Below are 20,345 nucleotides of genomic sequence, written 5' to 3' on the forward strand. Positions count from 1 at the left end.
ATGCTTCAGCTGCCGTAACTCTTTACCAGCGAGCCGGCGACCAGCCCCCAGCCGTCGACCAGCACGAAGAAGATCAGCTTGAACGGCAGCGCCACCGTCACCGGCGGCAGCATCATCATGCCGACCGACATCAGGATCGACGCGACCACGAGGTCGATGATCAGGAAGGGCACGAACAGCAGGAAGCCGATCTCGAAGGCGCGCCTGAGCTCCGAGATCATGAAGGCCGGCACCAGCACCTGGATCTGGATGTCCTGCGGCCGCTCCGGCTTCGGCTCGCGCGACATCTCCATGAACAGCGCCAGGTCCTTCTCGCGCACATGCTTCAGCATGAACTCGCGGAACGGCACGATGCCGCGCTCGAACGCCTCCTGCGGCTGCATTTGCCCCGCGATCAGCGGCGCTCCGGCGACGCGATAGGCCTCCTTCAGGGTCGGCGCCATCACGAAGCCGGTCAGGAACAGCGAGAGCCCGATGATCACCGCATTGGGCGGTGCGGTCTGGGTGCCGAGCGCCGAACGCAGCAGCGACAGCACCACTGCGATGCGGGTGAACGAGGTCACCATGATCAGGATCGACGGCGCCAGCGACAGCACCGTGATCGCAGCGATCAGTTGCAGCGCCCGCTCGGTGACGCCGCCCTGGCCGAGATCGAGCGAAAGCGTCTGGGCCTGAGCGACGGCGGCGATCCCGAGTACGCCGAGCGTGGCGGCGAAACCCGCCAGCCAGCGCAGTCTCCGTCCCGTGAGTATCTGCCTGGCCATCATCCGTCCCTGCCCGAATCAAGGCGCGGGCTCGCGGGAACGCTAGAGCAAGGCTCGGGGCCGGGCGAAGAGGGTTTCGGCGGCTATCCCCCGGCGCCTTCGCGCCGGGGAGCAAGCTCAGCCCTTCGGCTTGGGATCGCGCCCGAGCAGGCGGGCGAATTCGGCTTCGATCGCATCGACCGAGAACGGGTCGTCCTCGGACGCCTTGGCGGCCGGCTTCGGCTCGTCTGCAGGCTTGGCCTCGGCCGGCTTGGTGTCGGCTGGCTTGGCATCCGCCGGCTTGGTTTCCGTCGGCTTGGTTTCCGTCGACTTGGACTCCGCAGGCTTCACCTCGACCGGCTTGCCTTCGGCAGGCTTTTGCTCGTTCGGCTTGGGCTCGTTCTTGGCCGGCGCTTCGGCCTTGGCAGCATTCTCGACCGCATCGAGCACGTCGTCGAAAACGGGCGCGAACTTGGCGGGCTTCTCCGGCTCCGAGGCCGGCACCGGCAACGCCTGTTCCTTCGCCGGCTCGGGCTTTTTCTCGTCCAGCTTCATCGGTGCGGGAGCGGGCGGCTTCGGTGGCGCGAAGACCGGCGGGGCGACCAGCGGCGCCTCGGCTGCGGCCGGACGTGCGGGCCCCGGCTTCAGCCCCAGCGCCATTTCGAGCTCGGCTTCCATGTCGAGTGCCGGGCGCGCGGGCTCGGGAGTCGGAGCCGGAGGCTTGACGGGGGCCTGCAGTACGGGAGGAGCCGGCGGCACGGCGGGCTTGGACGCTTGCGGCGCTTCGGGCTCAGGTCGCGGACCGGCCGAGCCGGGTCGCACCGCGGAGAACGGACGCTTCAGCGCCTCTTCGAGCTGGCGGGCCATGTCGCCGAGCTCGCTGGCGCTGGCGGCAGGAGCGGGATCGCGCGCCAGGGTCGCGCTGATTCCGGCAGCACCCGCAGCGACGACCGGAGGAATCGACGTCGGCGCCTGGGCCGGCCGCGGCGGCTGAGGTTGAATCGAAGGCTGGACGACTGCGCGCGGCGGAGCCGGGGGCGGCGAGACCGGCCGCGGCGGCGGCACGGCATCGACCGGTACCGCCGGAGCCGGCACCGGCAGAGGCGGCGTCGGCCGGGTGTCTTCGACGGGCTGCGGGCGCGACTCGGGCTCGAACGCCAGCGGGCGTTCCGCCAGGCCTTCGCTCGGCAGGGGCGCCGCGACGCGTCCGCCGCTGCGCACGATATTGGTCTCGACCACCACGTCGGAGGCGCCGCCGATCATCACGAGGTGCTCGACATTGTCGCGCCGCACCAGGATCAGCTGGCGCTGTCGGTCGAGATCGTAGACGTCGACCACGCCGAGGCGCGGCTGGCGGGTGCGGCCTCCGCCCTGCCCCTTGAACTTCAGCCGACCACCGCTCATGCGCCGTAGGAAGAAGCCGAGCAGCGCAACCAGGAGCAGCACCACAGCGAAGGCGATGATCCAACGCAAGCCGGAGGAAAGTTCGAAGCCAAACAGAGTCTGCAAGGTCTGCCTCATGAAGCGACGCGACAGCCGCTGACCGCTCTTTGTAAGGGCGCTCAGGCGGATAGACGGGGTTGGCTATATCATAAGCCCCGCCAATTCGGGAAACATGGTTAGCGGATGGTTAACCCCATCGTGCAGATCCCTGTGAATTAACCCGATATTAACCATGCACCCGGCAATAATTTCCCACTTCGGCAGGAGCCGACGGGAGATTGCGGCATGGCGAACAACGGCCTTGGCCTGATGGGGGCGCTGAAGACGCGGATGCACTGGCACCAGGCGCGCCAGAAGCTGCTCGCCGAGAATGTCTCCAATGCCGATACGCCGCGCTTCAAGCCGCATGACCTGCGTGCCCCGTCCCCGGCCGGCAATGGCGGCGTGACGCTGGCGCAGACCTCGCCACAGCATCTGGGCCTTTCGGGCCAGAACGGCGGCTTCGACCCGCGCGATCCCAAGCGCTTCGAGACCACACCGAGCGGCAACAGCGTCAATCTCGAGGACGAGATGATGAAGGTCGCGCAGAACCAGTCCGACTATCAGCTCGCCGCCTCGCTCTACAGCAAGAGCCTCGGGCTGATGAAGATCGCGATCGGCAAAGGCCGGTAAGGAGCCGCGTCATGGATCTGCTCAAGAGTCTCGCCGTCGCCGCTTCCGGCCTGAAGGGCCAGGCCGGCCGCATGCGCGTCATCGCCGAGAATCTCGCCAACGCCGATTCGTCGCCGGAACGCGCCGGCACCGACCCCTATCGGCGCAAGATCGTGACCTTCCAGGGCAAGCTCGACCGCGAGCTCGAAGCCCAGGTCGTCGAGCTCGGCCGCGTCAGCCGCGACCGCAGCGACTTCCGCAGCAAATACGATCCCGGTCACCCGGCGGCCGACGCCAGCGGCCAGGTCAAGCTGCCCAACGTCAACTCGCTGATCGAGACGATGGACATGCGCGAGGCCCAGCGCAGCTACGAGGCCAACCTCAACGTCATCTCGTCCACGCGCCGGATGATCCAGCGCACCATCGACATCCTGCGCGCCTGATCAGGCACGGCTGAAGCGGAGCCAAACCGATGACCACCTCGAGCTTTGCCGCCGGCGCCTATGCCTCGATGCAGGGAGTGGGCACGAGCGCCCTGTTGAAGAAGCCGGCCTCGGTCGGCGGCCTCGACGGCGCCGGAGCCGGCCTGCCCGATTTCTCCTCGCTGGTCAGCAAGGCGCTCGAATCGACCGCCCAGAGCGCCCGCCAGGCCGATATCCAGACCGGCAAGGTCGCCGCCGGCCGCTCCGACGTCGTCGACGTCGTCACTGCAGTGGCCGAGAGCGAGGCCGCGATTGAGACGCTGGTGGCCGTGCGCGACCGCGTCATCGCCGCCTATGAGGAAATCATGCGGATGCCGGTCTGACGCCGCCACCCCGCCGAACACGAAAACGGAACGCAAGCTGATGACCTCCGGAGCCATCCTCGACGTCGCTCGCGACGGCATCGTCGTCTTCCTCAAGGCCGGCGCGCCACTGATGCTGATCGCGCTCGTGGTCGGCCTCGTCGTCTCGCTCATCCAGGCGCTGACCCAGATCCAGGAGCAGACCCTGGTCTACGTACCCAAGATCATCGCGGTCTTCGCCGCCTTGCTGCTGTTTTTGCCGTTCATGGGCGACGCTCTGGCGGGTTATATGGGCAGGGTCGCCGTCCGAATCGCCACGGGCGAATGAGTCCAGCGCCAGCCAGCGCCTCCCTGCTGCGGAGTCCGGCCGGCGCGCCTTGCTGGCGCAGGAGCCGGGTCCGCCCGATGCAGATCGCCATCCTGCCCGAGATCAGCGCGCTGTTCGTGCTGGTCTTCGCGCGCGTCGGCACTCTCGTCATGCTGATGCCCGGCATAGGCGAGCGCCTCATCCTCTCGCGCGGCCGGCTCGCCCTCGCCTTCTTCGTCGCGCTCGTGATCCTGCCGATGGCGCGCGGCACGATCACGATCCCCCAGACCCCGGTGGCGCTCGGCGGGCTCCTGATCAGCGAGATCCTGGTCGGGCTCGTCATCGGCGCCAGCGCGCGCCTGCTGATGGGGGCACTCCAGACCGCAGGTTTCATCATCGCCCAGACGCTCGGCCTCGGCTTTGCCGTCACCGTCGATCCGACCGGCGGCCTGCAGAACCCCTCGCTCGCCAACTTCCTGTCGATGCTCGGGATCACGCTGATCCTGGCCGCCGACCTGCATCATCTGGCGCTCGCCGCCATCCATGAGAGCTATCGCCTACTGCCGCCCGGCGGCTTCCCCGAGATCGGCGACGTGATGACGCTCGCGGTCAAGGCGATGGCGCAGGGGTTTTCGATCGCGGTGCAGATTTCCGCGCCGTTCATCGTCTTCGGCCTGCTGTTCAATCTGGGCCTCGGCGTGCTGGCGCGGCTGATGCCGCAGCTCCAGGTCTTCTTCCTCGCGGTCCCTGCCTCGATCCTTGGCGGCATGTTGGTGCTGCTCGCCTCCGTCGGGGTGATGATGGGCGTCTTCCTCGACGATCTCGGCGCCTTCCTGCGCCAGTTCATCGGCCTGTAAGGACACAGAGCGATGGCGGGAGACGTCGAGAACGAAGATCGCACAGAAGAACCGACCCAGCGAAAGCTCGACGAGGCCATTGAGAAGGGCGACGTCGCGAGATCCCAGGAGATCGGCACCTTCTTCGTGCTCTGCGGCTTCACTCTGGCGCTGCTGGTCGCCGCCGGCAGCTCCGCCCGCGACGCCGCGCTCTCGCTGCGCTCCTTCCTGATGAACGCCCATCAGGTCTCGGACGATGCAGGCGCGCTCTTCCACGTCACCAGCAAGGGCGTGATGACCGGCTTCGCCATCATGGCCCTGCCGCTCGGCTTCATCCTCATCGCCGCCTTCCTCGGCGCCCTGATCCAGCACAAGCCGCTCTGGACCACCGAGCCGATGATGCCGAAGTTCGACCGGATCTCGCCTATGGCCGGCGCGAAGCGCATCTTCGGCAAGGAGGCCTGGGTCAACTTCGCCAAGGGCCTCGCCAAGATCGCTCTGGTCGGCGTCGGCGTCTGGCTGGTGCTCTGGGGCGAACGTGACCGCCTGCAGGGTTTCGCCCAGATGGACGTGCACGCTTTGCTGCCGGCCGTTCTGGTGCTGACGATCAAGCTGATGGCGAGCGTTCTCGCCATCTTCGCGGTCATCGCCATCGGCGATTTCGGCTATCAGCGTTTCACTTGGTACCAGCGCCAGCGCATGACCAAGCAGGAGCTGAAGGACGAATACAAGAACACCGAGGGCAATCCCGAGGTGAAGGCCAAGCTCCGGCAGTTGCGCGCCCAGCGCGCGCGCTCCCGCATGATGGCGCAGGTCCCCAAGGCGACGGTGATCATCACCAACCCGACCCACTACGCCATCGCCCTGCAATACGAGAACGGTCAGGGCGCACCGCTCTGCCTCGCCAAGGGCGTCGATGCGATCGCGCTCAAGATCCGCGAGGTCGCCGGCGAGCACCGCATCCCGATCGTCGAGAACCCGCCTCTGGCGCGCGCACTCTACGCCACCGTCGACGTCGACGACGAGATTCCTGTCGAACACTATCAGGCGGTGGCCGAAGTCATCGGATACGTCTTGCGCCTGAAGCGCCGGCGCGCCTAACTCACTGGTCGGGCAGACCTCTCTACGCTATGCCCGGCGCCGACCCATCACCGACGGGCGACTGAAGGAAACGGACCCGCTGCAATGAGCGCAAGCACGGCACCGAGCGCGATCGACCGCTCCGACCGGCCCGGCCATGTCGGCATCATTCTTTTGGTCGCGGGCCTCCTGGTCGGCGCCGCGATCGCGCTCGGCTTCATCGCCAATGAATGGGCCCAGCCGCTGATCCTCGGCCTGCTCGCTTTGCTCTCGGTCGTCGGGGTGTTCTGCCTGTTCGCCTTCGCGATCGGGCTGATCCAGTTCGCCGGCCGCTCTGCCCGCAACGACCTGACCAAAGCGATCGTCGACGGCGCCGAGGACGGCGTCGTCGTCACCGAGGGCGAGAACCGCATCGTCTACGCCAACGAGGCCTATCTCGCCTTCGCCGGCGCCCGCAACGCCAGCGAGATCGCCCCGGTCGAGCGCCTGTTCAAGGGCCGCGCCGAGGTCTCCGAGGCGATCTACCGCCTCGCCACCGCCGCCCGCGCCGGCCGCCGGCTGTCGGAGGAGATCCGGCTGGAACCAGCGCTGAACGAGCGCGGCGCCGTCGGCTGGTACCGGGTGCGCGTCACGCCGATCACCCGCGCCGGCCGCCCGGCCTGCAAATGGAGCGTCGCCGACGTCACGCCCGAGCGCGAGCGCCAGGAGAACGCCTTCCAGGAATTGCAGCACGCGATCGATTATCTCGACCACGCGCCGGCCGGCTTCCTGTCGATCGACGCCGACAGCGAGGTGCCCTATCTCAACGCCACGCTCGCCGGCTGGCTCGACTATGATCTCGCCCGCTTCGGCTCCGGCGGCCTGCAGCTGGACGACATCGCCTCGCCCAACGCCGCAGCATTGATCCAGGCCATTCGCGGCCAGCCCGGCGATGTCCGCATCGAGGTGCTCGACGTCGACCTGCGCCGCCGCAACGGCCAATCGCTGCCGGTCCGGCTGCACCACCAGGTCGCCTTCGGGCAGGACGGACGCGCCGGCGCCTCGCGCACCCTCGTGCTCAATCGCGCTGCCGGCGAAGCCGGCGCCGACCGTCACACCGACGCCGAGGCGCGCTTCGCCCGCTTCTTCCATGCGACGCCGATGGCGATCGCGACCGTCGACCGCCATGGCGCGATCCTGCGCTCGAACGCGTCCTTCGCCCGCCTGATGCAAGGCCAGGCCCAGCCAGCGACCATCCAGGAGCTGGTCAATGGCAACGGCGCCTTCGCCCAGGCCTTCGACGCCGCGCTCGCAGGCAAGGGCGAGATCGCCCCGCTCGATGTGGCGCTATCAGGCGAGGATGGTCGCTCGGCAAGGCTCTATCTGTCGCCGGTCCCGGCGAGCGAGGACGCCGATGGCGAGCGTGCCATCGTCTATGCGCTGGAGACCACGGCCGAGCGCAAACTCAAGGACAATATGGACCAGGCCGGCAAGATGCAGGCGGTCGGCCAGCTCGCCGGCGGCATCGCGCACGACTTCAACAACGTGCTGCAGGTCATCATCAACGCCTCGGAATTCCTGCTCGCCAGCCACAAGCCGACCGACCCGTCCTTCCCGGACATCATGCAGATCAAGCAGAACGCCTATCGGGCGGCCTCCCTGGTCCGGCAATTGCTCGCCTTCTCGCGTCGGCAGACGCTGCGCCCGCAGGTTCTGGCCCTCGGCGACGTGCTCTCCGACCTCTCGCTGATGCTGAAGCGCGTCGTCGCCGACAAGATCTCGCTCGATGTCCGCCAGGGCCGCGATCTCTGGCCGGTCAAGGCCGATCTCGGCCAGCTCGAGCAGGTCGTGGTCAATCTCGCCGTCAACGCCCGCGACGCCATGCAGGGCGGCGGCAAGCTCCAGGTCCGCACCCGCAACGTGCCGGCGGCCGAGATCGGCGAACTCGGCTACGACGCCCTCCCCGCGACCGATTACGTCCTGCTCGAGGTGGAGGACAGCGGCACCGGCATCTCGCCGGAGCATCTGGAGAAGATCTTCGAGCCGTTCTTCACCACCAAGGATGTCGGCAAGGGCACGGGCCTCGGCCTTTCCATGGTCTACGGCATCGTCAAGCAGACCGGCGGTTTCGTCTTCTGCGATTCCGTCGTCGGACGCGGCACCAATTTCCGCATCTTCCTGCCGCGCTATATCCCGACGGAAGAGGATATCGCCGCCGAGGCCGCTGCAAAGGAGGCGCCGAAGAAGGCTGCCGCCGATCATACGGGCGCGGGCGTCATCCTCCTGGTCGAGGACGAGGATGCGGTGCGCGCCCTCAACGCTCGCATGCTGGTCTCGCGCGGCTACACCGTCCATGAAGCAGCCTCAGGCGTCGAGGCGCTCGACCAGTTCCAGAAGCACGAGGGCAAGATCGACCTCGTCATCTCCGATGTCGTCATGCCCGAGATGGACGGGCCGACCCTGCTCGGCGAACTGCGCAAGCGCAGCCCGTCGACCAAGGTCGTCTTCGTCTCCGGCTATGCCGAGGAGGCCTTCCGCAAGAACCTGCCGGAAGGAGAGGATTTCCACTTCCTGCCCAAGCCCTTCACGATGAAGCAGCTCGTCGAGACGGTGAAGGCGGCGATGAGCTAGCAGTTGCGGCGGCCAGAGGGTCGCCTGCAGTGCTCAGCCCTTGCCGCCTGCTTCGACCGGCGGCTCGGCGCGCTGACCTGCGCCTCAGGCCTTCTGCGCCCGGATCAGCATATGCGGGCGGAAGCGCGGGAACAGGTATTCGAAGCTCCGGAACGGCAGCTTCTTCAGGCTTTCCGACGGGCTCTGCCAGAGCATCTCGACCTCGACGAGCTTCAAGCCGGCTTCCCGGAGGCAAGCCTCCAGCTCCGGCCGCGTATACTCGCGCCGGTGGACGTATTCGTGCTCGAAATCGACCTCGGCGAAGAGATCCTTCGGCAAGGCGACGATCGAGCGATTGAAGATCAGCTTCAAGATGTTCCGCAGCCGCGCGAAATTGTCGGTGGTGATAAAGATCTGGCCGTTCTCCGACAGCGCCGAGCGCAGCTTGCGCAGGATCCTCGTCGGATCGATGCGCAGATGCTCGATATTGTCGAACCAGAACACCGCATCGACGCCGTCGAGCGGTGAGACCCAGTCCGGCGCCGAGATGTCGCCGGCAAACATTCCGGCGAAATTGCCGTAGAGATCGTTCTCGATCGCCAGGGTCTCGGCGAAATCGACTACGAAGACCGAAGCATCCAGATGTTTCTGGACGATTTCCTCGACGAAAGCGCCGCCGGCTCCAAGGGACAGGACACGAGGACTGCGCCCCAGCGCGCTCAACGCCATGTTCGCCGAGCGAAACTGCCGATAGAAGCTGCTTTCGAAATAGGACTTCATATGGAACTTGCGCTTTTCCAGATCGATCGACGACCTGAAATCATTCGGCGACAGCGCATTCATGCAGCGCAACCTTCCCAAGCACTCACCAGCAGGCAGATAGCGCAGACAGATTAAATAATTGCCCCCGGGATCGTAGAATTGGTGCCTATCCGATCAAGAAACCGTGCGCCTTCGCTCCGCGTTTTGACGGAGCGCTATCCGGCTGCTGCTCGCCGCGCCCTTCGCCAGCATTACGAAGAGTTCATCCGGCGGACAGGCCCCCTGCGGCGGGAGGCGGTAAAGTAGCGCGTGGACAGCGCCGCGCCGGGGCCTTCGATGAAACGTTACGCGATCATAGCCCTCCTGGTGGCCATCGCCGCCTTTGCCGCCTGGCGCGTGATCAGGCCGCAGGACGGCCCTGAGCAGGCCCATGCCGAGCGCCGCGCCGGCCCCATGGCCAGCCCGGTCACGACGGTGCTCGCCGACCGCGCCGATATTCCGGTTACACGCCGCTCGATCGGCTTCGCCGAGCCGGTCGCCATCGTCGCGGTCAAGTCCCGCCTCGACGGCGTCATCGCCGACATGCACGTCAAGGAGGGCCAGGAGGTCAAGCAGGGCGACCTGCTCTTCACCCTCGACGATCGCGAGCTCAAGGCGCAGGTCGCCCGCGACGAGGCCAATGTCGAGCGCGACAGAGCGACCGTGGCGCAAAAGCGCGCCGACCTCGCCCGCCAGAAGAGCCTCGTCGACAAGGGCGCAGGCACGCAGCAGGCGCTCGACCAGGCCACCGCCGACGAGGCCGTCGCCAACGCCGCCGTCAAGGCGGACGAGGCGACCCTCGCGCTCGACCGGGTCCGGCTCGGCTACACCACGATCACCGCCCCGATCTCCGGCCGGCTCGGCGCCATCACCGCGACGCCGGGCAATGCGGTGCGCGCCAATGACGCCAGCAGCAACCTCGTGACGGTGACCGAGCTCGCCCCGATCCGCGTCACCTTCACCTTGCCCGAGCGCGACCTGACCTTGCTGCAGGCGGCGGCGAAGGCATCGACGCCGGCCAAGGTCACCGCCTACGCCTCCGGCACGCGCGAGGAGCTCGCCACCGGCGACCTCTCCTTCATCGATTCCGCCGTCGACATCCCCTCCGGCACGGTCAGCGTCAAGGCGCTGTTCGCCAACGATCCGCACCGGCTCTGGCCGGGGCAATATGTCGACGTCGTCATCCAGCTCGGCATGATGCCCGGCTCGGTCACGGTGCCGTCGGTTGCGCTGCAGGAAGGGCAGAAGGGCCCGTTCGTCTACGTCACCAAACCCGACGACACGGTCGAGGCGAGGCCGGTCAAGGTCGCCTCCAACGAGAACGGCGTCGCCGCGCTCGCCTCGGGCCTGTCTCAGGACGAGAAGGTCGTCACCGAAGGCCAGTCGCGCCTGGCGCCGGGCGCCAGGATCAGGCTTACCGCCCCGCAAACCAGCAAGCCGTGAGGGCGCGCCATGTCGGTCTCTGCCTTCTGCATCCGCCACCCTGTCGCGACGATCCTGATGTCGTGCGCGCTCATCCTCGGCGGCCTCTTCTCCTGGCGCTCGCTGCCGGTCGCGGCGCTTCCACGCGCCGAGTTCCCGGTCGTCAACGTCTCCGCGCAATTACCGGGCGCCTCGCCCGAAATCATGGCGACCTCGGTCGCGACGCCGCTGATCAAGCAGTTCGCCACCATCGCCGGCATCGATTCGATCGCGACCACCAACGCGCTAGGCAACACCTCGATCGCGATCCAGTTCGCGCTCGACCGTGACATCGACGCGGCGGCGGCCGACGTCCAGGCGGCGATCGCGCGGACCCAGCGCCAGCTCCCGGTCGACATGACGACGCCGCCGAGCTACCGCAAGTTCAATCCTGCCGACGCCCCGATCCTGCTGCTGGCGCTGAAGAGCGAGGTCACGCCGCTCTCCAGGATCGACGCCTTCGTCCAGCAGGTGCTCTCGCCGACGCTGTCCACCGTCGAGGGCGTAGCGCAGGTCCAGATCTTCGGCAGCCAGAAATACGCGGTCCGCATCCAGGTCGACCCGACCGCGCTGGCCGCCCGCGGCATCGGCATCAACGAATTGCAGGCGGCGATCACCGCCGCCAACGTCAACACCCCGGTCGGCACCATGCAGTCCGGCCCGCAGCAATTGACGCTGGAAGCGCAGACCCAGCTCGCCGATGCCGGCCATTTCGCCGATATCATCATCGCTACCCGCGACGGCCGCCCTGTCCGGCTCGGCGATGTCGCCAAGGTGATCGACTCTGTCGAGAACCTGCAGCTCGCCAGCTGGTATGACGGCTCGCGCGCCCTCGTCGTCGCGGTCTTCCGCCAGCCCGACGCCAACACGGTCGAGGTCGTCGACCGGGTCAAGACCGCGATCGGCCAGATGCAGTCGCTGCTGCCGCCGGCGACGACGCTCGGCTTGCTCAACGACCGTTCCGCCTCGATCCGCCAGGCGGTCGAGGATGTGCAATTCACCCTCGGGCTGACGATCGTGCTGGTCGTCGCGGTGATCTTCCTGTTCCTGCGCCGCTTCACCGCGACACTGATCCCGGCGGTAGCGGTGCCGATCTCACTGATCGCGACGCTGGGCGCGATGTATCTGCTCGATTTCTCGATCGACAACATCTCGCTGCTCGGCCTGACGCTGGCCGTCGGCCTCGTCGTCGACGATGCGATCGTCATGCTCGAGAACATCGTCCGGCATATGGAGGAAGACGGGCTTTCCGCCTTCGACGCGGCGCTCAAGGGCTCGAGCGAGATCGGCTTCACAATCATCTCGATCTCGCTCTCGCTGGTCGCGGTGTTCATCCCGGTGCTGCTGATGGGCGGCGTGATCGGGCGCGTCTTCAACGAGTTCGCGGTGGTCGTCACCGTCGCCATCCTCGCCTCGGCCTTCGTCTCGCTGACGCTGACGCCGATGATGTGCGCCCGGCTCAGCGCGAGCGCAGCAGGTCATGCTGAGTCTGGAAAGAAGGACCGGCTCGCCTTCCTCGAACGCGGCTTCGACGCCGTGCTCGGCGCCTATCGCTCCGGGCTCGACCTCAGCCTGAAATACCGCCGCACCGTGCTGATGCTCTTCCTCGCCAGCGTCGCCGCCAGCGCCTGGCTGGTAGTGACCATTCCCAAGGGCTTCTTCCCGCAGGAGGACATCGGCCAGCTCCAGGTCGCGACCGAAGCGCGCCAGGACATCTCCTTCGACGCAATGTCGGCGTTGCAGCAGAAGGTCGAGGAGGTCTTCCGGCGCTCGCCCTATGTCACCCATGTCGCCTCGACCATCGGTTCCGGCGGCCAGTCGAGCAGCCTCAATGCCGGGCGGCTCTTCGTCGAGTTGAAGCCGAAGGACCAGCGCCCGCCGTTGCAGCAGATGCTCGCGGGGCTGCGCCGAGAGCTCGCCGCCATCCCCGGCATCGCGACCTATATGTCGCCGGTGCAGAACCTCAACATCGGCGCGCGCTCCTCGAAGAGCCAGTACCAGTTCGTGATGCAGTCGATCGACCAGGCCGCGCTCTCCGACTGGTCGGGCAAGATGCTGGACGCGCTGCAACACGACCCGCTCTTCGTCGACGTCACCACGGACCTGCAGAACAAGGCGCTGCTCGCCAACCTCGTCGTCGACCGGGCCAAGGCGCAGTCGCTCGGCATCAGCGCCGACGTACTGCGCTCCAGCCTCTATTCCGGCTTCGGCGTGCGCCAGATCTCGACGATCTACACCACCAGCGACAGCTATCAGGTCATCATCGAGTTCAACCCCGACATCCAATGGTCGAACGATCGGCTCGACCAGGTCCGCTTCCGCTCCTCCTCGGGCGCGCTCGTCCCGCTCGGCACCTTCGCAAGGATCGAGCGCAAGGCCGGCCCGCTCACGGTCAACCAGCTCGGCCAGCTCCCGGCCGTCACCCTCTCCTTCAACCTGCCGGCCGGCCGGGCGCTCGGCGAAGCCGTGCAGCGCATCGATGTAATCAAGGCCGAGCTCGGCCTGCCGCCGCAGATCGGCACCAGCTTCGCCGGCGTCGCCAAGACCTTCGAGCAATCGCTCGGCAATCAGGGCCTGCTGATCGCCGGCGCGGTGCTGACGATCTACATCGTGCTCGGCATCCTCTATGAGAGCTTCATCCACCCGCTGACCATCCTGACCGGCCTGCCGGCGGCAGCGCTCGGCGCGCTCTTGACGCTGAAGCTCTTCGGCCTCGACCTCTCGGTCATCGCCGTGATCGGGCTGCTGATGCTGATCGGCATCGTCAAGAAGAACGCGATCATGATGATCGATGTCGCGCTCGAACTGCAGCGCGCCGGCGAGCCGCCCGACACCGCGATCCGCGAAGCCTGTCTGCGCCGCTTCCGGCCGATCATCATGACGACACTGGCGGCGATCCTCGGCGCCCTGCCGATCGCGATCGGCGCCGGCGCCAGCGCCGAGCTGCGCCAGCCGCTCGGCCTCGCTGTGGTCGGCGGGCTGATCGTCTCGCAGGTGCTGACCCTGTTCATCACCCCCGTGATCTTCCTGTTCATGGAAGGGCTCTCGCGGCGGCTGGGCAGCAAGGGAGCGAAGGCGCCCGCCCCGGCGGAAACATCCCAGGCGACAGGTTGATCAGCTCCCAGACTGCGCGGGCGGTTTGCCAACAGCGCTTTGCGAGATTTGCTGTGCCCTCGGGCGCCCCTTCGGCCGAGTGTGCGCAAAGCCTGGCTTCGAAAGCCTGCGCCAGCACGGGAGGGTAAACATGACGCAGATGCCGAAGGGGCGCGAGGCACCGCCGGACGAACCTGCCCTCGATTTTCGCGGCGTCGTGCTCTCGCCGCAGAAGGAGCTTGTCCGGATCTTCTACAAGGAGATGTGGGACCACGCCGACAAATCACTGATCCCGCGGATTTTTCACGAGGACTTCACCTTTCGCGGCTCGCTCGGGCCGGTCCTGCGCGGCCATCGCGAATTCGCCGGCTATGTCGACTGGGTCACCGGTTCGCTCGGCGACTACACCTCGGACATCCTGGCACTGGTCGAGGAAGGCAACCGCGTCTTCGGGCGCTTGCGCTTCCACGGCTTCCATCGCCGCGAGATGTTCGGGTTGCCGCCGAGCGGCCGCCATGTCTGGTGGCATGGCGCACCGGCCTTCACCTTCGAGGACGGCCTCGTGCGCGACCTCTTCGTGCTCGGCGACATCCACGGCCTGATCGGGCGCCTGGAGCAGGGCTGAGTGGCCCCGCCCTATCCCGCGAAGGTCACGCCCGCCTCCCGCGATTCCAGGCGGATCAGGCGGCAATCCTTCACCGCTGCCTGCCGATGCATCATCGCCTCGCGATAGATCGGATCGCGGAACATCGCGGCGAAGGCCTCGACGCTGGGATATTCGGCGATGAAGCAGATATCCCAGCGCTCGCCCCTCGGGCCGATCAGGGTCTGCTCGAAGCCGCCGCGCCAGAGGATCCGCCCGCCGAGCCGCGTCAGCACCGGCGCGCTGATCCGGCCATAGGCGGCGAAAGCCTCGCGGCCGCCGCCATGCGGTCCGTCCGGGTACTGCGCCTCGGCATTGAGCCGGATCAGGTTCAGCATCTGCACCGGCCCCGGCCGGTCATCGGCACGGAAGGCGGCGAAGGCCTCGCGGCTGAAGCTCGCATGGTCGCTCATGCCCGCTTCCTCACCCGGCCTTGGCGACCAGCGACCAGTCGCCGGAATAGACCGGCTGCCGCCGCGCCATCCAGGCGTCGAGCCCCTCGCGCAGATCGGCCGTCGGCGCGACGCGGGCGAACTGCTCGCTCTCGATCAGCAATCCTTCGGCGATGCTGGCATTGATGCCGCGCGTCACCGCCGTGAGGATGCTCGCCGCCGCCAACGAAGAATGTCGCAGGATGCGAGCTGCCAGCGCCTGCGCCGACGGCAGCAGCGCCTCATGCGGCACCACCGCGTTGATCAGCCCCATATCGAGCGCCCGCTGCGGCGTGAACGGATCGCCGGTCAGGAGCAGCTCCATCGCGCGCTTGCGGCCGGCCAGCCGCGGCAGGCGCTGCGTCCCGCCGAAGGTCGGCGGCATGCCGAGATTGATCTCCGGCTTGGCGAACATCGCCCGCTCGCTGGCGATGGCGAGCGGCACCGCCTCGGTGACCTCGCAGCCGCCGCCATAGGCGAGCCCGTTCACCGCCGCGATCACCGGCTTGCCGAAGGCTTCCAGCCGCGCCGTCAGCTTTTGCCCGCGGCGGACGAAATCGCGCACCGCCTGCTCCGGCCCGGCCGCGACGCTCCGCGAGAACTCGGGAATGTCGCCACCGGCCGAGAAGGCGCGCTCGCCGGCGCCGGTCAGGATCACGGCGCGGATGGACGGGTCGACCTCGATCGCATCGAGCAGCTCGAGCAGGCGGTCGATCAGCCCGTAGCTCAGCGCGTTGAGCTTCTCGGGCCGGTTCAGCGTCAGCGTCGCGATCGCCTCGCGCTGTTGAATCAGGACGGGATCATTCTCGGGCATGGCCTTGGCCTTCTTCCGGTTTCGACCGGTCGAAGCTGCGCCCCAGACTTGACGATGTATACTACCTGTACGGTATACATGGGCATGGCCGAACCCGACAAGCCGACACGCACCCGCATCATCGAGGCCGCCAGCAAGCTCTTCTATGGCGAGGGCATCCGCGCCGTCAGCGTCGATGCCGTGGCTGAGAAGGCGGGCGTCACCAAGCGCACGCTCTATTATCACTTCGAGAGCAAGGACGAGCTCGTCGCCGCCTATCTCGAGGCGCGCGACCAGCCCAATCTCAAGCTGATGGCCGGCTGGTTCGACAAGGCCGAGGGGCCCCTGCCGCAGAAGATCGAGGCGATCTTCCAGAATCTCGCGCGCTCTGCCCGCCATCCACGCTGGAAGGGCTGCGGCTTCCTGCGCACCGCCGCCGAGCTCGCCAACCTGCCCGGCCATCCGGCGATCAAGATCGGCGCCCGCCACAAGGCCGGCTTCGAGCGCTGGCTCGCCGGCGCTTGCGCCGAGCATGGCGCCGGCGAGCCCGAGGAGCTCGCCCGCCAAGTCGTGCTGCTGATGGACGGCGCCTTCTCGGTCATGCTGGTCCACCGCGACCCGGCCTATGTCGAGGCTGCCGGCCGGGCCGCCGCCGCGCTGGCGTCATCGGCGCAAAACCAGACGGTTTGATCGTCGCCACGCCGCCCTGTATCCTGAGCCGATGACGCAAAGGCCGATCCTCGCCTACACGCTGCTGCTGCTCGTCCAGACAGCCTGCGCGCTGGTGATCCTCTTCTATATCCACGCGATCTTCCGCATTCTGGTCGAGCATATCGGCGAGCAGCAGGCACTGCCGACCAGTATCCTGATCCGGGTCGTCGTCGCGGCACTGCTCGGCCAGTGCTGCTACTGGGCGCGGCTCTACCGCCTGCCGCTACCGCAAGGCTTCCGCAGCCTGGCTCTCGGCCATCTGCTGGCCTTCGCCGCCCGCCTCGGCGCGATCGTCGGCGGCGCGCTCGCCTCCATCTATTTCCTGCGGCATCTGCCGGAGCTGACGAGGCTCAGCGACAACTTCACTCTCATCTGGCGCTCCGCGCTGCTCCTGGCGATCGTCTTCGCGCTCTATTGCTACACGCTGGAACTGGAACGGCTCGCCGCCGCCTGGCAGGCCGATCCGGAGGATTGACCCGCGTCAGGCGCGCAGGCTGGCGAGCCAGCCTCTGAGCCCCCGCAGGCGCTCACGCACCACCTGCACGAGTTCGACCGCCCGCCGCCAGGCAGCGCTGGCCTTGATCCGCCCGATCACCGCCTGCCGGATCGTATCGATCCAGCCCATGATCCGCGCGAACCAGGGGATGGTGAGGAGCTGCGCCCGCCCGGCATGGTAGACGCGCTCGACCAGGAGGAAACCGGCGAGATGGCCGATCGCCGTCGTGACGATGCCGGCCGTGAGCGCCCCGCGCGCCAGGAACACCAGGCCGAGCAGCTTCAGCGGCTCGACGATGGCGAAGGGGATCGCCAGCGCGACCAGCGCGCCATAGGGCGGCAGCCGCCCGATCGCCTCCTCGCAGCGCGCCACCAGCCTGAGCGAGGCGAACCGGGCGATCAGCGGCCGGTAGAGCGGCCTCAGCACCTCGTCGAGCAGGATGACGAGCCCGACGACGAGGTCCAGCGGAATCAGGAGAAGCTTGATCAGGGTCTTGCGCATCACGCCTTATACCCTGAGAGCCGGTTGCGATCACCCTGTCGGAGCACAACCGGTGCGCGTCGAAACAAGAACAAGGAGAGGTACGGCAATCTCGCCTTCAGTCGAGCCCGGTTGGGGGGCTCGCTATCAGCCGCTTAACGCTAGGGAAGCGATGTTCCCTCAAATTGTGCAGATAGGGCGAGTTTCATGAAATCTGCTTCAGCAATTTGTAAGTTCCCTCCCCTAACGCTCGTGCAACCGAATGCCCCAATTCGGCCTGGGACAGAGCAGCAATGAGCACGGTCAGCTTCCTGCGCGACACGATGATGCGGTTCCAGAAGGACCGCAGCGGCAACGTCCTGATCATATTCGGGTTTCTACTTCTGCCGCTGGTGGGCTTGGTGGGCGTGGCGATCGACTATTCGCGCGCCATCAACGCGCGGGCCGCATTGAGCGCTGCGATCGACTCCGCCGCGTTGATGGCCGCGCATGATGCGCCGACTCTCACCAGCGATGCACAGCTCACGGCTCGTATCAACGCCTGGGTGAAGGATAACCTGCCCGCCGATATCAAGGACAAGTTCACCGCCGCAACGGTGAGCATCGACCGGACGGCGCGCACGATCAAGATCGAGGCCAATGCCAATGTGCCGGCGACCATCTCCCGCGTCCTTGGTCCTCAGAATGCCGTGGTCTCCAGCAAGAGCCAGTCAACCTGGGGGACGAACACGATCGAACTTGCACTCGTGCTCGATAATACGGGCTCGATGAGCAAGAGCGGGAAGATGGATGCCCTGAAGCAGGCATCGCTCGATCTCATTCAGATCATGAAGAACGCGACCCAGCGGACGGACCAGATCAGGATATCGATCGTTCCGTTCTCGGTGGGCGTGCTCCTCGACACCAGTCTGAAGAACTCGTCTTGGCTGCGCTGGGGCCGGGTCTCCAAGGCGAACTGGCAGGGTTGCATGACGGACCGTGACAAGTCCTACGATGTCACCGATGGCGACGGCACATCGTCCAATGCGATGATGTATCCGGCGGATGTCTGCGACAACTATGTTGTGTTCGCGAGCCAGGCGAAGGTGCTCCCGCTGACCAGCGACTGGACGGCCCTGACGAATCGCGTGAACGCGATGCAGCCGGGCGGCGCGACCAACGTCACGATCGGGGCGATCTGGGGCATGGCGACACTGAGCCCGAGCGATCCCTTCGCTGAAGCGAAGCCGGCAACGACGCCCTTCCTCAAGAAGTACATGATCCTGCTGACCGACGGCGACAACACGAAGAATCGCTGGGACGGCGATGGCATCAACCCCAGCCCGGCCGTCGACACCCGGACCGCGCTCGCCTGCACCAACATCAAGGCAGCGGGAGTCACGGTCTATACCATTCGAGTGATGGATGGGAACGCCACGCTGCTGCGCAATTGCGCGTCCGAACCAGGAAAATATTTTGAAGTCTCGGCGGCTTCACAGCTCGGCCCGATCTTCAAGGCGATCGCCAGCGAGATCAGCCAGGTCCGACTGACACAGTAACTCCAGGATCAGACTGCCCCCGAATCATCGCACCGCCCTGAACGGCGCCCCGCGACCTTGGTAAACGAAGTCTCCGCTCCGCCATCGAGACGGGGCGGTCGGTTCTAACCAAACCGAAATGCTTTTGCGGTACATCGCATCATCAGGCACGGCGCGACAACATCAGCGGATGACAAATCGAATGATGGCCACTTCTCAAGCCGGCGGCGCAAGCTTTTCGCCCCCCGCGAAAAGACGGTTGATCGGACGGTTCCGTCAATCTCAAGACGGAGCGACGGCCATTGAATTCGGCTTCATCGCATTCCCGTTCTTCGCGCTGATCTTTGCCATCCTGGAAACAGGGCTGATGTTCTGGACGAGCGAGATCCTCGAGGATTCGCTGACCCAGGCGTCGCGCCGCCTGCTGACCGGCCAGGCCACCAGCCGCTACGCCTCGACGGATCCAGCCAAGAACGCGGCGGCCTTTCGCAATGACATCTGCGCGCTGGCGCCGATCGACCTGATCGACTGCAGCAAGCTGCAGATCGACGTCAAGGTCTATACGAACTTCGGCGATGCGAAGGCGGGCACGGCCAGCCCGGTTTCCGGCGGGGCACTGAACACCCGGAACTTTTCCTATGACCAGCCTAAGGCGGGGCAGATCGTCGTCGCCCGCGCCGTGCTGGACTATCGTCTCTTCCTCACATCCTGGGCTTCGGCCGCCCTGGCCAATATCGGCCCGGGTCATCGCGGTCTCGTTGCCACCGCGGTATTCCGGGCTGAGCCCTTCGCCGGGAATTCTGGAGCTGGAACGTGAGGGTTTCCCGGTTTGAGCTGCGCTGGCGCCGTTTCCAGCGCGATACGGTCGGTGTCGCGGCGGTCGAGTTCGCCATGGTGCTACCGTTGATGTTGCTCGCCTGTTTCGGAATGATCGATGTCGTTCAGGCGCTCATGGCGAAACGTAAGGTGACGCAGCTGACGCTGACCATCGCCGATCTGACGGCGCGAGCCGCTTCCGTCACGCCCAACGATGTCAACGGTATCTTCGATGCGGCCCAGTCCATCATGGCGCCGCTCAATGCAACGCTGGCCGGCATGGTCGTTTCCAGTGTCGTCATCGACGCGAAGGGCGTCGCCAAAGTGTGCTGGAGCAGCCAGCGCAACGCCACGGCGCTCGCCTCCGGCGCCCCGGTGACCTTGCCCGACAGCGTACGCGTTCCCGGCACCTCGGTCATCATGGCGCGAGCGACCTACCGCTATACGCCGACGCTCGGCTATGTGCTGACCGGAAGCCTCACCCTGGGCAACAATCCGATCTATACGCGCCCCCGCGCCGGGCAGGCGGCTGGCACCGCCAATATCGAGCAGATCGTCCGCACTGACACGGCGGCCTGCCCCAGCTGAAAATGCCCATGGCACCCGCCTGCGCCACCAAGGCGTTCCCCATTTCATCCGGGTCAGGCTGATCCCGCCATAACACCTCCGA

The 20,345-nt window shown here is 66.6% G+C and carries 21 protein-coding genes; 15 read left to right on the top strand and 6 right to left on the bottom strand.

The features are described 5' to 3' along the window. Positions 1 to 5: 5 nt before the first annotated feature. Both fliP and GV161_RS29490 read right to left on the bottom strand, forming a co-directional pair. Positions 6 to 764: a flagellar type III secretion system pore protein FliP gene (fliP, locus tag GV161_RS29485; RefSeq protein ID WP_152012821.1), complete on the bottom strand. Its 759-nt coding sequence runs from the start codon at positions 762 to 764 to the stop codon at positions 6 to 8. Positions 765 to 881: 117 nt separating this feature from the next. Beyond that, positions 882 to 2,252: a flagellar biosynthetic protein FliO gene (locus GV161_RS29490; RefSeq protein WP_159650532.1), complete on the bottom strand. Its 1,371-nt coding sequence runs from the start codon at positions 2,250 to 2,252 to the stop codon at positions 882 to 884. A gap of 219 nt (positions 2,253 to 2,471) precedes the next feature. Here GV161_RS29490 and flgB point away from each other — a divergent pair, with 219 nt between their 5' ends. The 7 genes from flgB (at position 2,472) to GV161_RS29525 (ending at position 8,454) form a co-directional block, all read left to right on the top strand. Then, complete coding sequence (flgB, locus tag GV161_RS29495) at positions 2,472 to 2,858, top strand: flagellar basal body rod protein FlgB (RefSeq protein WP_091840864.1); 387 nt, start codon at positions 2,472 to 2,474, stop codon at positions 2,856 to 2,858. An 11-nt stretch (positions 2,859 to 2,869) separates the two neighbouring features. Further along, the gene (flgC, locus tag GV161_RS29500; RefSeq protein ID WP_091840862.1) at positions 2,870 to 3,280 is read left to right on the top strand and encodes a flagellar basal body rod protein FlgC; all 411 of its coding nucleotides are present in this window, start codon (positions 2,870 to 2,872) and stop codon (positions 3,278 to 3,280) included. A 29-nt stretch (positions 3,281 to 3,309) separates the two neighbouring features. Continuing rightward, positions 3,310 to 3,642, top strand: a complete 333-nt coding sequence (locus GV161_RS29505; RefSeq protein ID WP_152012823.1) for a flagellar hook-basal body complex protein FliE — start codon at positions 3,310 to 3,312, stop codon at positions 3,640 to 3,642. Between the two features lie 40 nt (positions 3,643 to 3,682). Beyond that, positions 3,683 to 3,949: a flagellar biosynthesis protein FliQ gene (gene fliQ, locus GV161_RS29510; protein WP_091840857.1), complete on the top strand. Its 267-nt coding sequence runs from the start codon at positions 3,683 to 3,685 to the stop codon at positions 3,947 to 3,949. Positions 3,950 to 4,026: 77 nt separating this feature from the next. Next, the gene (gene fliR, locus GV161_RS29515) at positions 4,027 to 4,785 is read left to right on the top strand and encodes a flagellar biosynthetic protein FliR (RefSeq protein ID WP_152012824.1); all 759 of its coding nucleotides are present in this window, start codon (positions 4,027 to 4,029) and stop codon (positions 4,783 to 4,785) included. Positions 4,786 to 4,797: 12 nt separating this feature from the next. Further along, entirely contained in the window at positions 4,798 to 5,865 is a 1,068-nt protein-coding gene (gene flhB / locus GV161_RS29520; RefSeq protein WP_152012825.1) for a flagellar biosynthesis protein FlhB, read from the top strand. Between the two features lie 84 nt (positions 5,866 to 5,949). Continuing rightward, complete coding sequence (locus GV161_RS29525; RefSeq protein ID WP_152012826.1) at positions 5,950 to 8,454, top strand: cell cycle histidine kinase CckA; 2,505 nt, start codon at positions 5,950 to 5,952, stop codon at positions 8,452 to 8,454. Between the two features lie 84 nt (positions 8,455 to 8,538). Here GV161_RS29525 and GV161_RS29530 read toward each other — a convergent pair whose 3' ends face one another. Next, complete coding sequence (locus GV161_RS29530; protein WP_152012827.1) at positions 8,539 to 9,276, bottom strand: class I SAM-dependent methyltransferase; 738 nt, start codon at positions 9,274 to 9,276, stop codon at positions 8,539 to 8,541. 255 nt (positions 9,277 to 9,531) lie between these two features. Here GV161_RS29530 and GV161_RS29535 point away from each other — a divergent pair, with 255 nt between their 5' ends. From GV161_RS29535 to GV161_RS29545, 3 genes are all read left to right on the top strand, one after another. After that, entirely contained in the window at positions 9,532 to 10,677 is a 1,146-nt protein-coding gene (locus tag GV161_RS29535) for an efflux RND transporter periplasmic adaptor subunit (protein WP_152012828.1), read from the top strand. Between the two features lie 9 nt (positions 10,678 to 10,686). Then, positions 10,687 to 13,809: an efflux RND transporter permease subunit gene (locus GV161_RS29540; RefSeq protein WP_152012829.1), complete on the top strand. Its 3,123-nt coding sequence runs from the start codon at positions 10,687 to 10,689 to the stop codon at positions 13,807 to 13,809. Between the two features lie 130 nt (positions 13,810 to 13,939). Next, on the top strand, positions 13,940 to 14,413 hold the full coding sequence (locus GV161_RS29545) for an ester cyclase (RefSeq protein WP_244623926.1): 474 nt from the start codon (positions 13,940 to 13,942) through the stop codon (positions 14,411 to 14,413). An 11-nt stretch (positions 14,414 to 14,424) separates the two neighbouring features. Here GV161_RS29545 and GV161_RS29550 read toward each other — a convergent pair whose 3' ends face one another. Both GV161_RS29550 and GV161_RS29555 read right to left on the bottom strand, forming a co-directional pair. Next, positions 14,425 to 14,844 (bottom strand): DUF1330 domain-containing protein, encoded by a 420-nt coding sequence (locus GV161_RS29550; RefSeq protein WP_152012830.1) that lies wholly within the window; start codon positions 14,842 to 14,844, stop codon positions 14,425 to 14,427. A 10-nt stretch (positions 14,845 to 14,854) separates the two neighbouring features. Beyond that, a complete protein-coding gene (locus GV161_RS29555; protein WP_152012831.1) occupies positions 14,855 to 15,676 on the bottom strand; it encodes a crotonase/enoyl-CoA hydratase family protein in 822 nt (273 codons plus the stop codon). 84 nt (positions 15,677 to 15,760) lie between these two features. On the opposite strand from GV161_RS29555, the gene GV161_RS29560 reads away from it, so the two are divergent. Both GV161_RS29560 and GV161_RS29565 read left to right on the top strand, forming a co-directional pair. Next, positions 15,761 to 16,345 (top strand): TetR/AcrR family transcriptional regulator, encoded by a 585-nt coding sequence (locus tag GV161_RS29560; protein WP_152012832.1) that lies wholly within the window; start codon positions 15,761 to 15,763, stop codon positions 16,343 to 16,345. 31 nt (positions 16,346 to 16,376) lie between these two features. Beyond that, positions 16,377 to 16,841: a hypothetical protein gene (locus GV161_RS29565; RefSeq protein WP_152012833.1), complete on the top strand. Its 465-nt coding sequence runs from the start codon at positions 16,377 to 16,379 to the stop codon at positions 16,839 to 16,841. 6 nt (positions 16,842 to 16,847) lie between these two features. Here the strand turns inward: GV161_RS29565 and GV161_RS29570 are convergent, their stop codons facing one another. Further along, positions 16,848 to 17,366 carry a hypothetical protein gene (locus tag GV161_RS29570; protein ID WP_152012834.1) on the bottom strand — a complete coding sequence of 173 codons (519 nt, stop codon included), beginning with the start codon at positions 17,364 to 17,366 and terminating at the stop codon, positions 16,848 to 16,850. 269 nt (positions 17,367 to 17,635) lie between these two features. On the opposite strand from GV161_RS29570, the gene GV161_RS29575 reads away from it, so the two are divergent. From GV161_RS29575 to GV161_RS29585, 3 genes are all read left to right on the top strand, one after another. After that, on the top strand, positions 17,636 to 18,880 hold the full coding sequence (locus tag GV161_RS29575) for a pilus assembly protein (RefSeq protein ID WP_152012835.1): 1,245 nt from the start codon (positions 17,636 to 17,638) through the stop codon (positions 18,878 to 18,880). Between the two features lie 181 nt (positions 18,881 to 19,061). Beyond that, the gene (locus GV161_RS29580) at positions 19,062 to 19,676 is read left to right on the top strand and encodes a TadE/TadG family type IV pilus assembly protein (protein ID WP_159650536.1); all 615 of its coding nucleotides are present in this window, start codon (positions 19,062 to 19,064) and stop codon (positions 19,674 to 19,676) included. After that, positions 19,673 to 20,263 (top strand): TadE/TadG family type IV pilus assembly protein, encoded by a 591-nt coding sequence (locus GV161_RS29585; protein ID WP_159650538.1) that lies wholly within the window; start codon positions 19,673 to 19,675, stop codon positions 20,261 to 20,263. Before GV161_RS29580 ends, GV161_RS29585 begins: the two co-directional genes overlap by 4 nt. The last annotated feature ends 82 nt before the right edge of the window (positions 20,264 to 20,345 follow it).

This window comes from Bosea sp. 29B, from assembly GCF_902506165.1.
In the GTDB taxonomy this organism is placed as follows: Bacteria; Pseudomonadota; Alphaproteobacteria; order Rhizobiales; family Beijerinckiaceae; genus Allobosea.

Excerpts from the sequence above, each read along its gene's own strand:
- GV161_RS29505 (WP_152012823.1), top strand. The coding sequence starts at position 3,310 with ATGACCACCTCGAGCTTTGCCGCCGGCGCCTATGCCTCGATGCAGGGA.
- GV161_RS29545 (WP_244623926.1), top strand. The coding sequence starts at position 13,940 with ATGACGCAGATGCCGAAGGGGCGCGAGGCACCGCCGGACGAACCTGCC.
- GV161_RS29540 (WP_152012829.1), top strand. The coding sequence starts at position 10,687 with ATGTCGGTCTCTGCCTTCTGCATCCGCCACCCTGTCGCGACGATCCTG.
- GV161_RS29525 (WP_152012826.1), top strand. The coding sequence starts at position 5,950 with ATGAGCGCAAGCACGGCACCGAGCGCGATCGACCGCTCCGACCGGCCC.
- GV161_RS29560 (WP_152012832.1), top strand. The coding sequence starts at position 15,761 with ATGGCCGAACCCGACAAGCCGACACGCACCCGCATCATCGAGGCCGCC.
- GV161_RS29575 (WP_152012835.1), top strand. The coding sequence starts at position 17,636 with ATGAGCACGGTCAGCTTCCTGCGCGACACGATGATGCGGTTCCAGAAG.
- GV161_RS29565 (WP_152012833.1), top strand. The coding sequence starts at position 16,377 with ATGACGCAAAGGCCGATCCTCGCCTACACGCTGCTGCTGCTCGTCCAG.
- flgC (WP_091840862.1), top strand. The coding sequence starts at position 2,870 with ATGGATCTGCTCAAGAGTCTCGCCGTCGCCGCTTCCGGCCTGAAGGGC.
- fliQ (WP_091840857.1), top strand. The coding sequence starts at position 3,683 with ATGACCTCCGGAGCCATCCTCGACGTCGCTCGCGACGGCATCGTCGTC.
- GV161_RS29550 (WP_152012830.1), bottom strand. The coding sequence starts at position 14,844 with ATGAGCGACCATGCGAGCTTCAGCCGCGAGGCCTTCGCCGCCTTCCGT.
- flhB (WP_152012825.1), top strand. The coding sequence starts at position 4,798 with ATGGCGGGAGACGTCGAGAACGAAGATCGCACAGAAGAACCGACCCAG.
- fliP (WP_152012821.1), bottom strand. The coding sequence starts at position 764 with ATGGCCAGGCAGATACTCACGGGACGGAGACTGCGCTGGCTGGCGGGT.
- GV161_RS29530 (WP_152012827.1), bottom strand. The coding sequence starts at position 9,276 with ATGAATGCGCTGTCGCCGAATGATTTCAGGTCGTCGATCGATCTGGAA.
- fliR (WP_152012824.1), top strand. The coding sequence starts at position 4,027 with ATGCAGATCGCCATCCTGCCCGAGATCAGCGCGCTGTTCGTGCTGGTC.
- GV161_RS29535 (WP_152012828.1), top strand. The coding sequence starts at position 9,532 with ATGAAACGTTACGCGATCATAGCCCTCCTGGTGGCCATCGCCGCCTTT.
- GV161_RS29555 (WP_152012831.1), bottom strand. The coding sequence starts at position 15,676 with ATGCCCGAGAATGATCCCGTCCTGATTCAACAGCGCGAGGCGATCGCG.
- GV161_RS29580 (WP_159650536.1), top strand. The coding sequence starts at position 19,062 with ATGATGGCCACTTCTCAAGCCGGCGGCGCAAGCTTTTCGCCCCCCGCG.
- flgB (WP_091840864.1), top strand. The coding sequence starts at position 2,472 with ATGGCGAACAACGGCCTTGGCCTGATGGGGGCGCTGAAGACGCGGATG.